General features: G+C 36.5%; 9 protein-coding genes. All 9 read right to left on the bottom strand.

The annotated features are described in order from the left end of the window. Positions 1-123: 123 nt before the first annotated feature. The 9 genes from B3D94_RS08910 to B3D94_RS08870 all read right to left on the bottom strand — a co-directional run bounded on the left by B3D94_RS08910 (position 124) and on the right by B3D94_RS08870 (position 14,160). Positions 124-3,045, bottom strand: coding sequence for a VWA domain-containing protein (locus B3D94_RS08910; protein ID WP_291756788.1), 2,922 nt, complete (start codon positions 3,043-3,045; stop codon positions 124-126). A gap of 18 nt (positions 3,046-3,063) precedes the next feature. Next, the gene (locus B3D94_RS08905) at positions 3,064-4,512 is read right to left on the bottom strand and encodes an S-layer homology domain-containing protein (RefSeq protein ID WP_069482221.1); all 1,449 of its coding nucleotides are present in this window, start codon (positions 4,510-4,512) and stop codon (positions 3,064-3,066) included. 206 nt (positions 4,513-4,718) lie between these two features. Next, complete coding sequence (locus tag B3D94_RS08900) at positions 4,719-6,377, bottom strand: DUF5666 domain-containing protein (RefSeq protein ID WP_069482222.1); 1,659 nt, start codon at positions 6,375-6,377, stop codon at positions 4,719-4,721. Between the two features lie 141 nt (positions 6,378-6,518). Then, the gene (locus B3D94_RS08895) at positions 6,519-6,692 is read right to left on the bottom strand and encodes a YjfB family protein (RefSeq protein ID WP_083244723.1); all 174 of its coding nucleotides are present in this window, start codon (positions 6,690-6,692) and stop codon (positions 6,519-6,521) included. Between the two features lie 136 nt (positions 6,693-6,828). Continuing rightward, positions 6,829-7,410, bottom strand: a complete 582-nt coding sequence (gene yihA, locus B3D94_RS08890; protein ID WP_054609155.1) for a ribosome biogenesis GTP-binding protein YihA/YsxC — start codon at positions 7,408-7,410, stop codon at positions 6,829-6,831. 4 nt (positions 7,411-7,414) lie between these two features. Further along, the gene (gene lon, locus B3D94_RS08885) at positions 7,415-9,739 is read right to left on the bottom strand and encodes an endopeptidase La (RefSeq protein WP_069482224.1); all 2,325 of its coding nucleotides are present in this window, start codon (positions 9,737-9,739) and stop codon (positions 7,415-7,417) included. Between the two features lie 229 nt (positions 9,740-9,968). Then, entirely contained in the window at positions 9,969-11,240 is a 1,272-nt protein-coding gene (clpX, locus tag B3D94_RS08880; protein WP_008180649.1) for an ATP-dependent protease ATP-binding subunit ClpX, read from the bottom strand. Positions 11,241-11,758: 518 nt separating this feature from the next. Then, entirely contained in the window at positions 11,759-13,048 is a 1,290-nt protein-coding gene (tig, locus tag B3D94_RS08875) for a trigger factor (RefSeq protein WP_069482225.1), read from the bottom strand. Between the two features lie 119 nt (positions 13,049-13,167). After that, a complete protein-coding gene (locus B3D94_RS08870) occupies positions 13,168-14,160 on the bottom strand; it encodes a DUF3196 family protein (RefSeq protein WP_254664317.1) in 993 nt (330 codons plus the stop codon). Between the last annotated feature and the right edge of the window lie 52 nt (positions 14,161-14,212).

Raw genomic sequence — 14,212 nt, 5'->3', positions numbered from 1 at the left:
GAACATGTCATGAAGAACTGCATTCTGTCATCTACATTAGAATTATTATAAACTAAGTGTACCAAATTATACGCTTTGTTTCAAATTAAAAAACTGCCCCGCATAAGGAGGCAGTTTTTATCATTAATTGGTCATGGAAACAGTTTTCATCGCAATAATATTTCCATCTTTATCGTATGCGATAAACTCAATTTCATTATTAACTTTAAAGTCCTGCATAGTTTGTACTGTTTTCGTTAACATAAACACATGATCACTGCGTTTTTGTAATTCGAATTGTACATCACCACTAATCGATTTATAACGTACATTAATCTTCTCAACGTTTGGACAATTACCATCGATTCGAGCACTCATTGTAAGATAGCCTTTTCGTAATGACACAGTTGCTTCTTCAAATAAATCATCCGGGTTGATACAGCTTGATGCTGGAGTTTTACATAAAATAGCATCTATCAACTTTTGGAACACTTGATGCAATTGTAAATTATCAAGCGCATGATAATAAGCTCCACCTGTTTCTGTAGACAATTGCATTAACGTAGCATCGTTTATTTGTGATTTCTTGCCCATACTTACAGTGTATACTTTAACGCCTTGCTTTTTCGCGTCATTGATCACTTTTGTCATTTTTGATTTACTTGTTTTCCCATCAGATACAACCACAATAGCTTTAGCCGTTTTCGTATCGTTTGAGAATTTCGTTAATGCAATATCAATGCCTGCAAAAATATCCGTAGCACCTTTATCTTTAGATGCTTTATAGAGGTCTTTCTTCAATACAGCGTCTGTAGTACCCTCACCAAGAATTGTTGCTTTCGTGTTAGTCTCGATGACAATGTTATTTTTCGCCTTCAATTGATTGATGAATTCAATCATTTTTTTGCCACGATAATTGGTTGGATCAACAGCCTTCATAGAAGAAGAATAATCCACTACATAAGCAATTTCTGTTGCTAATGAACACGAGTTTTTACTGAAATATGGATTAGTGAAGATATCTTTCATCACTGTTTTATCTTTTAACCCCTTCAAAATCGTTGCATAGCGAGGGTCTATTGGATTGACAAGGGTTGCTTCTACTTTAGATTTTCCATATATAATGGAATCAAAGTACGCAACAGCCGTACCTGGACTACCCGTATTATTCAATGGATCTGAAGTATTCGTTATAAATGAAGCTGTTTTTTCCACTCCATCATATTTAATTTTGACTGTTCCTTGATAATCTGTTACTGGTTCTCCACCAGGGCGAACTAAAGTGACCATGACTTTTGTATAGCGATCTTTGCCTGATGGTCTAGAGGCAGCATCAGCACTTTCTTTCAATGCCTCTACTCGTTTTTTATAAGCCTCTACTTGTCCAAGCAACTTCCCGCCTTGATATTTTAATAATACCGTACGATCATAATTACTTAAGTTTGTAAAGATAGAATAAATTTTCATGACACTATCATAATGTTCTAGTGTCAATTTTTTTTCTTCCGGCATATGGTTCATAAGCTGGATGATAGCTCCAACTGGATTAATGTTTTCTACCTGTGAGGCGATATCATCATCAATCCCTTGAACACGATAAATCGGACGACCATCTTCTGAAATCATATACATAATTTCTGTTTTGGCTGGCGATGTTACAGAGTTATCTAAACGACGATTTAAAAGTTCCTCAAAAAGGTAAACAGAAATATTGTAGTTTTCGAATTGTAAAATAGCATTCTCATAACCTAGAGCTGGATATCTAGGATCTGATCCACCATAACGTAAATAGACATTCTGTACATTGCCTAAAGCGTCTGTTACATTTGTTTGTTGCCCAATACTAAATAATTTTTTATCCCCATCATACTTAAATGGAATTGGCGAGTACACATCAATTAAGTTTTGTGTGAAGAACTCTGGCAATTTTTCATATGGGACATACGGCGGTGTCACACTACCATTATCATCATCCGTATTGGTAGGATCGTATACTTGGTAATCAATACGTAATTCAGGTTGTGGTGAATAACGCACTTCTGCATTTAATTTCTCCCCCACGAGACACTTCATTGCTGGATCGGTATTATTAACTAGTTCAAAAGAAATTGTATCACGTCCAGATTTTGTTAATTTTGGTGCTACAACAATAGCTGACACAGTCGAACCATCAGATTGGACGGTTTTAACCGCTTCACCAGAAGTATCGATAATCGTACCGTAACTAGACGTTACTCGGAATGTATAAGATTTATCATCCGCAATCGGGTCGCCATTACATGCCTTTAACGATACAGTCACTAGTGTGGAATCCACTCCATTTGCAATTAAATCGGGTTTTTCCACTACAATACTTTGCAAGGCATTATTAACATACTCAGGACCCGTAAAATCATTGGTATTATCCTTTGGCTCTTCAAAATCCGCACTATTGGAGCCCATGAATCCTGGCGGCAAGGTAATAGTATCATTATCACGTCCAGCTGCACTACGCTTTAACCCTTGTACAGCAAAATTACCATTTTGAACTGCTCTGTAAAAGAATGTAGCGACATCACCGCGCGTTAGTTTTGTTGATGGATTAAAGCTTGCAAATGTCTTTTTGGCTGAACTACTTGTCGATAAATCATTTGAATATAAATATTGAACTGCCTGTGGCTCATCTAAATCCAATCCTTTAAAAGCAGCATAAATTTGTGCAAATTGACCACGAGTAACAGCTTTGGATCGATTAGCATTTACATGTGTCCCATTAAACGGTAAATAAAAATCGCTATAAAAGTTATAGGCAACACTATCCGTATAAGATAAGACGTAGTTACGATCTAGCTTGGCAAACATGAGGACAAGCTCTCGATCTGTCACTTGCTCATTCGGTAAAAAGTTATTGGCATTGTTCAAAGACATCAATTCATTATCAACAGCCCAAGAAATAGCTTTATAATTACTACTATTCGTCGGAACATCTCTTATTGTTGTAGCTGCTTGCGTAACAACAGGTGTTGCTGTCATCAAAAGAAGCATGAAACACAGCGTAGTGAGCACTGCTTTTTTTACATATGTCATGGTTGTTCAGTCCTTTCTTTAGTTAAAGAACAATATGTCATCACGATAATTTTGTTTTAAATCATCTTCCAAATATTTCAAGAATCGTTCTAGGACAACAGAAGCTTCTGCACGAGTCAGAGGTTTATTTGGATTAAAACGTCGGGCAGAATCGCCAATCATAAATCCAAGCTCATTGGCGATGTAGATGCCGTCTCTTGCATAGTTTGGAATTTGATTGTCATCCGTAAATTTTGTTAAATAGCCAGGATTTGGCGCTCTGTTTTCCAGTCCTAAGGCACGAACAAAAATAGTCGCAGCCTGTGCTCGTGTGATGGCACCATCAGGCATGAAATAATCTGCAGAAACGCCTTTAATGATCCCTTTATTTAAAGCTGATTCAATGTAGGAATAGTCTTTAAGAGTACGTTTTAAATCCTTAAAAACACTTGTAGTAGGTGCTTTTTTTGATTTCTTTTCTTCAAACACACGTAAGTCCACCGCTTTACCAATGGCTGTAGTAAAGTCAATGCGTTTCATTGGCGTATTAGGAGAGAAGAAATTACTTGAATCTGAATAGATACCTAGTGAATAAAGCTTTTCAATTGCTTCTTTCGCATAATGACTTGTTAAATCACGGAATTTAGGAATAATAAGACGCTCTATAGTTGGCATATATTCTGTATCTAAATCAAGTGTACCTTTTTGTCCAGAAGATAAATTATAAGTGTACTCCGAGATAACATCTTTTTCACTGACTACCGCATAGCCACCTTCAAAGCTTCCTAGAGTACCTAAATTCTCCTCGTAATTAAGGACACGGGATTTACTTGTAGATAAACGGTTTTTTACATGGCTAGTCTTGCCGTCGCTAAAAGAATAAACAGACTCTGTAATTTGTGTTTCAGTTGCTCCCCAAAAATTTTCATAGCCTGCATGTCTACTATCCGTATCAATTGTTACAGTATTTTGAACTGCATTTTTCCCTTTGCCAGTTTCAAAGGCATAAGTCTTTCTTGAAATAACATTCCCCGAGTAATAATCTGAAGCTGCTCGATTATCTGTAACAGTTCCTTGGGAAAATTGATAATCCACTAAAGAATAAGTAATTGATCCAATTGTAATTTTTTCTGTGTATTTCTTAACCTCTCCATTAGAAGTTTTTTGACCAATACTTGCATAATCCACAACATCTGACTCATAGGCAATGTTTCTTGTTAATGTAGCGCCATTGCTCCCCATTAACTTCATGCTATACGTTTCAGTTAGTTTGCCCTTTGATTCTTTTTGTGAAATTTTAATATCTTTACTTGTCCCTTTAAAAATAACGGGTGCTCCAGAAAGGAATACCGCTTCCTCATATGTATATTCATTTTTTACGGCACCTGTTGTTTCTAATGAAGCAGCAGATACATGGAATGGCGTAATCGAACTAATTACAAATATAGCCAGAATGACTAACACTAATTTTGACCAATGTTTTTGCATGCGCTTGTCCTCTCTTTCACTATGCATAAAGTGCATCATGAAGCCAGTTTTAATAATTTCTAAAACAAAAATCTGCTTATCTTTCGAAAGTATTGACAATTTAGCCCATAAGACCTAGCGAAGGTATCCTTTTTAGCTCATGAATATATCGCCTTTTTGCTAATACTATTCGCATTAGACTCGCAGATTTTAGTTTGTTATTTACATTAATCTACTAAAATAAAATGTCCTTTTACAAATCGATCTGATAATACAACTAAACGATCCGATGGCTGTAAATCAGATGCCTGAATCACTTTACCTGCTTTTATCAGTGTCGCTTGATCAATATTCATATTAATCATCTCACCTGCTTCATACCAACGGCCATTTTGCCATTGACTAACACTCTTAACGTTTATAACTGCAGGATACGTCGATTTCACAGATTGTAACTTCCCTGTAAGCATTAATGGTGCAACAGGTTTGGCATTATCTAAAATATGAAGTGCTTGTACATGTCCATCCTTCACATAGAAGTAACCATAATCACCTTCAGATAAATAAAGTTCAATATCAGGCATGACATTATATGTTTTATTTCCGTCATCTACCTTTGCCTTTGTTGAATTACTAACCGACAGAACTGTACGATCTGTTTTCTTGAAAACATTGGATTCTATTTTCATAGCATCATCAATTTCTATAAGGTATCCATTAGCTTGAGATAATCGTCCATAATATAATTCATGACCAGCTAAATTTGGAGACATAAAGCTATCACTTGTCACTTGCACTACCTGTGCATAGTGATCACGAGCAGCACCATCCGTAATTACAAATGCTGTACCATAAGCCATAAGCCCCGTTGGTTCAATTAAACGCCCATTACGGATTAAAATAGTTCCATTATGGAAATACATTGAGCCCGCTGTTTTAAGTTTTAATAGATTGTAATCTGTATCAACAGATAGCATTGGTTCATAATAAGTTCTTTCATTATTTTTCAATACTACAATTTTCTCAATAACCTCTTTCCCAAATTGTTTTACAGTCGCGTAGTAAGCTTCACTACCAATATAATTTTTCAGTTGACCTTTTTCTACCTTAGTATTTCCCACATATATCGGTACCTTGGAAGTAAAAGGCATTGTTGAAAGGTCTGCAGTTATTTGAGAGCCAAATTGCCAGTTAACAAAAGCATGCTGGTTTTTGACAGTTAATTTATTGGCATTAGGGTTAACTGCTTGTATTTCGCCTTTATATAGGTTTTCTACAAGAGTACCCGTTTCACTTATCGCTATTTTTGTAACAATAGAAGTATTTTTATTTTTCAAGCTCAATTTAATTCGATCTCCAACATACAGTGCACTGATATCCGTTGCTGATGAGCTTTTTTGATAAACGGTTTCTTTATTAATATAGTAAGTAGTCTCTGCACCAACATCTGACTTAACCATAATAAATAATCCATTAGGATCGATACTCGTTACGACACCAGCAATTGTTGTACTATTGCCTCCAGTTGATGGAACATTCGTTTCTGTAGGTATATTAGATTTACCTCGTAGTTCCACAACACTTCTTAAAGAAATGTCAGCTTCCACTTCCATGCCCATTTTAAAACCTTCTATAGTTGTGGACGTATTATTAATAAATAAGCGAGTGTTTTTACTAATATTGTAGGTTACAGAACGGCCCCGATCATTTTGCAATGTCACTTTACTCAGCTGCTTTTCTATCGTGCCATCTGGCTTTGTATATTCTGAATATGTTACATCAACAAAGGTACCAGTTACTAATTGGGCAGCCTTAGCTGTTTGGTTAAAGGAAAAAACTAGAACCATCAGTAACATAATCGATAATATGTATGAAATCTTTTTCAAAAATTCTGCCTCCTTGCTAAATTTTAGTCATGAATAGTATATCGTATTATTGGTAGTTTTTCTCATTCAAAAAGTTACAATTTCTATCAAACAATAACTTTAAAAGTAAAGGTAGCTTTCAATTAAAGCTACCTTGCCTGCTCAAACCTGAACATCAATTGTATGTCCGGCTGTCGGATGTGGAGCATCTAACATTTCAACTAATTGTTCTGTGTTTTGCTGTTGCATATCCATCGCTTGTTTTGCTACAGCCAAAGATACGTTTTGCATAAGTGTCGCTTGATTCATTGCTATCGATAAAGCCGCTATATCCATACAGTCCACCTCCTATCTACCTTATCGGCAAAATTTTTTATTTCTCAAGCATATTCTCCAACTTTCTCCATACCTTCATAAGAAAAATAAAAAGCATCTACAGTCCTAATTCATTAGAACCAATAGATGCTTTTTTTTACATTCTATTTTCGATAGTACGCCAAGCCTCTTCAAAACCAAGGCCTGATTCTGAAGAAAAGACAATAAGTGGATCATTTTTTTCCATCTCCAATGTCTCTTTGACAATTTTTTTATGCTTATCCCATTTACCTTTTGGAATTTTATCTGCCTTCGTTGCAATCACAATGCAAGGAATATTATAATGCTTTAAAAAATCATACATCATGCGATCATCTGCTGTTGGAGGATGACGCAAATCAATAATTTGTACAACTGCTTTTAATTCTTGACGCCCTGTAAAGTAACGCTCAATCATTTTTCCCCACGCTTCACGCTCTGATTTCGAAACCTTTGCATAACCATAGCCCGGAACATCTACAAAAAATAATTGTTCTTCGATTTTATAAAAGTTCAGGGTTTGTGTCTTACCAGGTTTAGACGAAATACGCGCTAAAGCTTTACGTCCGATCATTCGATTAATGAAGGAAGATTTCCCTACATTTGAACGACCAGCTAATGCAAATTCTGGCAGTCCATCTTCTGGATATTGGTCTGGTCTTACCGCACTAATGACCATTTCGACATTATGGACTTTCATTTTTCTAAATACCTCCGTCCAGTGCATAGGCTAATACTTCATCTGCCGATGACACTAGTTTAAATGTAAGTTGCTCACGGACACTGTCAGGAATATCTTCTATATCGCGTTCATTATCCTTTGGACAAATAATAGTTGTTAATCCTGCACGATGAGCACTTAATGTTTTTTCTTTCAAACCACCAATTGGTAGTACTCGACCACGTAATGTGATTTCACCTGTCATCCCCACTTCTCTGCGAATCGGTCGGTTTAGAATTGCAGAGACAATAGCTGTCGCCATTGTAATACCTGCAGATGGCCCGTCTTTAGGGACAGCGCCTTCTGGAACGTGAATATGAATATCATGTGTATCAAAATATTCTGGATCTACTTGAAGTTTCTCCATTTTTGTTCGCACATAGGATAAGGCTGTTTGAGCTGATTCTTTCATGACATCTCCCAGCTTACCTGTTAATTGCAATTTCCCTTTTCCAGGTGTTAAGGATACTTCAATTTGTAATGTGTCGCCACCAACTGTTGTGTAAGCAAGGCCAGTTGCAACACCTATTTGATTTTCCTTTTCAGCCTGTCCGTAACGGAAACGATGTTTACCAAGCAATTCTTGTAATGATTTTGAGTTAACCGTTACTCGTTTTTTCTCACCCGAGACAATTATCTTGGCAATTTTACGACAAAGCGTAGCAATTTGACGTTCTAAACCACGTACTCCAGCCTCACGTGTATAATAACGAATAATATCAATTACTGCTTCATCCTTAATAATAACTTGTGACTTTTTCAAGCCATGTTCTTTCAATTGCTTCGGAATTAAATGGTTATTCGTAATCTGCGCTTTTTCAATTTCTGTATAGCCCGCTATAGAAATTACTTCCATACGATCTAACAATGGTCCTGGGATACTACTTAAATCATTGGCAGTGGCAATAAATAGGACATTGGATAAATCATATGTTTCCTCAATATAGTGATCACTAAATGTATTGTTTTGCGCAGGGTCTAAAACTTCTAGCATTGCTGCAGCAGGATCTCCTCTAAAGTCATTAGACATTTTATCAATTTCATCTAATAAAAATACCGGATTAATGGTACCAGCCTTTTTCATTCCTTGGATAATACGACCTGGCATAGCTCCTACATACGTTCGGCGGTGCCCACGAATTTCAGATTCATCACGAACCCCACCTAATGAAATACGAATAAATTTGCGGTCTAAGCTTTCCGCGATGGAGCGAGCTAATGATGTTTTCCCCACTCCTGGTGGTCCCGCCAAGCAAAGGATCGGTCCACGAAGTGAATTCTTCAGCTGACGGACAGCTAAATATTCAAGAACCCGTTCTTTAACTTTTTCTAATCCATCATGATCACGATTCAAAATGTTCTCAGCATGATCAATATTCATACGATCCTCAGTTGCATTTGTCCAAGGTAACGAGATAAGCCAATCAATGTAATTTCGGATAACGCCACTTTCAGCACTAGCACCTGGAATTTTTTCATATCTATCTAATTCCTTCAGAGCCACTTCTTTTGTTGACTCAGGCATTCCTGACGCATCAATTGATTTACGTAACTCTGCTACTTCACCCGTTTTTCCTTCACGGTCCCCAAGCTCGGTTTGGATAGCCTTCATCTGTTCACGTAAGTAATATTCTTTTTGCGTACGCTCCATCGATTGCTTTACTTTTGAATTAATCTTCTTTTCTAGATCGAGTACTTCTTGTTCATCGTGCAAACGAATAATTAAGTGATCTAGTCGTTTCTTCACATTCAGCATTTCCAGCACTTCTTGCTTATCTGCAATTTTAAATGGTAAATGTGATGCAATAATGTCTGCTAAACGTCCTGGTTCCTCAATATCCGCCACAGTGTTGATGGTCTCAGCTGTTATTTTATTAGAGGACTTAGCATATTTTTCAAAATACGTTAATAATGTACGCATTAAAGCTTGCGTTTCTACATCCTTACCTAACAAATCCTCTTTTACGTCGATATCAACAAATGTATAATTTTCTAAGGCACGATAGTTTTTCCAAGATGCACGCGCAACTCCCTCAACTAAAATTCGCAATGTACCATTTGGTAATTTTAACATTTGTTTGACATAAGCCATTGTACCAATCGCGTATAAATCTTGTTCTTCTGGCTGTTCATCGTGCATTTCCTTTTGTGTTACTAATAAAATCATCTGGTCCTCTAACATTGCCTGTTCTAGCGCTGCTACAGAACGATTTCTACCCACATCAATATGTAACACCATCGATGGGAATACTAAAAGTCCACGTAAAGGTAATAATGGTACATTTGTTGTTTTTTGTATAGTTACCATGCGGGTATTCACCTCCGTCAAAATTTTCATGTTCAATTCCCGCGCTACTAGTATGTGTTTAAAAAACTGATTCACACTAGTTATTGAAACGAGCCAAAAATTTCTACAAGTCAGTCGGCCAATATGTAAGAATGAATAAAAAGCTGACTGTCGATATGTGCGAACATTGCACAATCGAAGTCAGCTAATTACTCTTTATCTCATAACGGTAGACAGCCAAATCTATACGCTATGCTGAAGTTTTTGTGTCGCTACCTTCATCGAGTTCAGTGCCATCTTCAAGAAGCAATTTCGGTTTTTCTTTATCCGTAATTGTTTTTGCAGTAATGATACATTTTTTAACGTCTTCACGTGAAGGCAGTTCGTACATTACATCAAGCATCGTTGACTCAATTATTGAACGAAGACCACGCGCACCTGTTTTACGCTCAATTGCTTCCTTCGCAATTTCCGCAAGCGCACCTTCATCAAACTCAAGCTCAACACCGTCTAGTTCAAGCATTTTCTGATATTGCTTAGCCAACGCATTTTTAGGCTCCGTCAAAATTTGTACTAGTGCCGCTTCATTTAATTGCTCTAGGCTAGCAAGTACTGGTAATCGACCAATGAACTCTGGTATTAGACCAAATTTCAGTAAATCCTCAGGAATCAACTTAGACATGATAGAACCTTCATCTACGTCCACTATATTCGGATCTGACCCAAATCCAATTATTTTTTCACCTTGGCGACGTTTAATGATGGATTCAATGCCATCAAACGCTCCACCAACAATGAATAAAATATTGGTTGTATCGATCTGTAAAAACTCTTGATGAGGATGTTTTCGGCCACCTTGTGGTGGAACACTTGCAACAGTTCCTTCTAAAATCTTAAGAAGTGCTTGTTGAACGCCTTCGCCAGAAACATCGCGTGTAATAGATGGGTTTTCTGACTTACGTGCAACTTTATCGATTTCATCAATATAGATAATACCTTTTTCAGCGCGTTCGATATCATAATCTGCTGATTGGATTAGCTTTAATAAAATATTTTCAACGTCCTCACCCACATATCCTGCTTCAGTTAATGAAGTAGCATCCGCGATAGCGAATGGAACATTTAATATACGTGCTAACGTTTGAGCTAATAATGTTTTACCGCTACCAGTTGGGCCGATTAACACAATGTTCGATTTTGCCAGTTCAACATCATCAATTTTACTGTTTGTATTGATGCGTTTATAGTGATTATAAACCGCAACTGCTAATGCTTTTTTAGCACGCTCTTGTCCAATTACATACTCATCTAAAATCGTTAGAATCTCTTTTGGTTTCGGGATATCTTGGAATTCGATTTCCTCTTCTACACCTAGTTCCTCTACAACGATTTCTGAACAAAGCTCAATACACTCATCACAAATATACACACCAGGACCTGCTACTAATTTACGCACTTGTTCTTGTGGTTTTCCACAGAATGAGCATTTTAAATTGCCTTTTTCATCATTAAATTTGAACAATATGTTTCACCCCTATTCAAGCAACAATCTTACAAGATTATTGAACCTTTATCAAATAAATTGTCTGCATCATTTATGCCCTCGCATTCATGCAAGTAGATTATAACATCATGTTGTTTACTTCATTCGCCGTCTGCAGCATATTTTTCAGGAACCCATTTGCGCGACCCTTTGATTTCTAAGGTCTCGGTTCTTCACTACTGACACATAAGATTCAAGCTGTCATCAACTACTGATATCTTGATCAGCTACATAGCTTTTTATTTATAAATCTACTACATTTATCTACCAAGGCTTTTTTCATTCGAAGAAATGTTGATTGTTAATGTCTTTATTATGATCTTACAGAATGAAGTAAAATGAGCATCGTGTAAAAATAAAAACAATACTATGTATAAGTGAAGTGTAAAGTGAGTCGTACTAAACTTTAAGGGGACTGATTTTTAGTTGATGTGATAAAACAAGGCACGGTTTAATGCCGTACCTTGTTTTTTTTAGCTATCTAATTACACAAAATCTTATTCAGTAATTTTAGCGTTTTCTACTAAAAATTCAACTGTTTTTTGAATTTTGATGTCGTTTTCAAGTACTGCTGTACCACCTAAAGCACCTGTAATTTGCTCTTTTGTCATGTTGAATTGAGCAGCCATTTTTTCTAATTCTGCTTCAATATCAGCTTCAGTTGCTTCAATTTTTTCAGCTTCAGCAATCGCTTCTAGTGTTAAAGAAACACGTACACGGCTTTCTGCTTCTTCTTTCATTTGACCACGTAAATCTTCTTCAGATTGGCCAGAGAATTGGTAGTATAGATCTAAGTTCATACCTTGTGTTTGTAGACGTTGACCAAACTCTTGTAACATACGATCAGTTTCAGAGTTAATCATACCTGCTGGTACTTCAAACTCAGCATTTTCAGAAGCTTTTTCTACTAGCTCATCACGAAGAGCTGCATCAGATTCTGCTACTTTTTGTGCTGCTGTTTGTTCTTTAATTTTAGCGCGTAAAGCTTCTACGCTTTCCACTTCTGAATCTAATTCTTTTGCGAATTCATCATTTAATTCAGGAAGTACTTTTGTTTTAACTTCTTTCACTGTTACTTTGAAAGTAGCTTCTTTGCCTGCTAATTCAGCCGCATGGTATTCTTCTGGGAATGTAACAACTACATCTTTAGATTCGCCAGCTTTCACACCTGTTAATTGCTCTTCAAAACCAGGAATGAAAGAACCAGAACCGATTTCTAGTGGATAGTCTTCGCCTTTACCACCTTCAAACGCTTCTTCACCTACGAAACCTTCGAAATCGATTACTGCTGTATCGCCTTCAACGATTGCTTCGTCTTCTTTAATTTCAAGTTCAGCTTTACGAGCTAATTGGTCTTGAATTTGAGCATCTACTTCTTCATCACTTACTTCAACTGGAAGTTTAGCTACTTCTAGACCTTTGTAGTTACCAAGTTTTGGTTCTGGTTTAACTGTTACTTGTGCAGTGAATGAGAAATCTTGACCATGTACAAAGTTTTCTGTACCAGAGATTTCTGGGTAATCAACTGGCATAATTCCAGCTTCATCGATTGCCTTTGCATAAGAATCAGGAACGATAATTTCTAATGCATCTTGGTATAAAGATTCGATACCGAAACGTTGTTCGAACATTTTACGAGGCATTTTACCTTTACGGAAACCTGGTACGTTAATTTGTTTTACAACTTTTGTGAACGCTTGGTCCATTGCTGCATCTACTTCTGCAGCTGGTACTTCAATTGTAAGAGTACCGATATTACCTTCTTGTTTTTCCCATTTTGCTGACATGTATAAATACCTCCAAATAAATAATCAAGTTTAGGATGTTAGACAATTCATTCGTAACTACGATTTTGACAACCATTTTAGTATAACATAGATGTGTATAGTTTCAACTTTTTTCATACCTAATGTAGTTCTGTTAGCTTTTCTAACATTTGTAAAAAGTCTACGATTTCATAGTCCATTTCTTTTACATTCCCTAGCATTGATGATACAAAGTCTATATAACTATAGGCAACATCTTCTGCCTCAAATGGATGCCATTCAAAGGGAAATGTGACAATGGCATGTTTCGCCATTAAGTATTGTACCATTTCCAACGTCGTTGGGTCTTGTGCCAACTTACTTTCAACTATATTTTTTATTTCCCCATATTGTGGTAATTGATTAGGTAAAGATAGTTGTGCGGGGTTTATCGTTTTTGATTGCCCTAATTTTGAAACCGTAATATTAATTGAAACTTCCTGTTCAACTAATAGGATTAAAGCCAAGCTTTGGACAAAAGGATGAACGGTCGTACTTTCAATAATTGCTTGCAACACCGTTTTTAACTGTCTTACATTGGTATCCATCAGACGATGTAATTTTATAGATTGCTCATTGGCAGTTAGTGCACTAAATTTTTCAAGCTCATATTCCTGCTCCTCTATGAACCGCTGGGCATTTTCTTTTTTTTCAAGATTTTTAGATACTTCTCTATTAAGACTTTTTAATCGTTCAAATTTCTCCACTTGATCACTTGGAAGTACACTTTCCTCTAGGAGGGTTGTAATCAATGTTTCTACTTGATGGTATTCCTTCAATTGCATACAAATTGTAATATACAATTCCATCACTTCCACATACATCGTTGTCCCCATTGCAAAAAGCTGTTCACAAACCCCTTTTGCTTTGTCATAATCCTTTAATTCGTATAAAGCAAAAGCATAGGCGCTAAGCGCAAATTCATCACCAGTTTCATATATAAAGGCCTTTTCAAAACTTGCAATAGCTTTCTCGTATTGATAATTTTCAGCAAACATATGCCCTTCACGTATTAATGTTTGGACAGCGCCTGGAAATACAACAATATTGTCATGTTTAATGACATGACGCTTACGTTTTGTCAATTCCCTCACCTCCTCGGTTCTATTTTTTATTTCGATTATTTACTAAAAAAATCCACAAGTT

The sequence above is a fragment of the Lysinibacillus sp. UBA5990 genome (genome assembly GCF_002429815.1).
Classification (GTDB): Bacteria; Bacillota; Bacilli; order Bacillales_A; family Planococcaceae; genus Lysinibacillus; species Lysinibacillus fusiformis.
Note: the sequence above shows the minus strand (reverse complement) of the source record. Positions and strands in the feature narration are given on the sequence as shown.

Bases quoted from the DNA above. Each gene is read 5' to 3' on its own strand.
- B3D94_RS08910 (WP_291756788.1), bottom strand. From the start codon at position 3,045: ATGACATATGTAAAAAAAGCAGTGCTCACTACGCTGTGTTTCATGCTT.
- B3D94_RS08905 (WP_069482221.1), bottom strand. From the start codon at position 4,512: ATGCAAAAACATTGGTCAAAATTAGTGTTAGTCATTCTGGCTATATTT.
- B3D94_RS08895 (WP_083244723.1), bottom strand. From the start codon at position 6,692: ATGGATATAGCGGCTTTATCGATAGCAATGAATCAAGCGACACTTATG.
- yihA (WP_054609155.1), bottom strand. From the start codon at position 7,410: ATGAAAGTCCATAATGTCGAAATGGTCATTAGTGCGGTAAGACCAGAC.
- lon (WP_069482224.1), bottom strand. From the start codon at position 9,739: ATGGTAACTATACAAAAAACAACAAATGTACCATTATTACCTTTACGT.
- tig (WP_069482225.1), bottom strand. From the start codon at position 13,048: ATGTCAGCAAAATGGGAAAAACAAGAAGGTAATATCGGTACTCTTACA.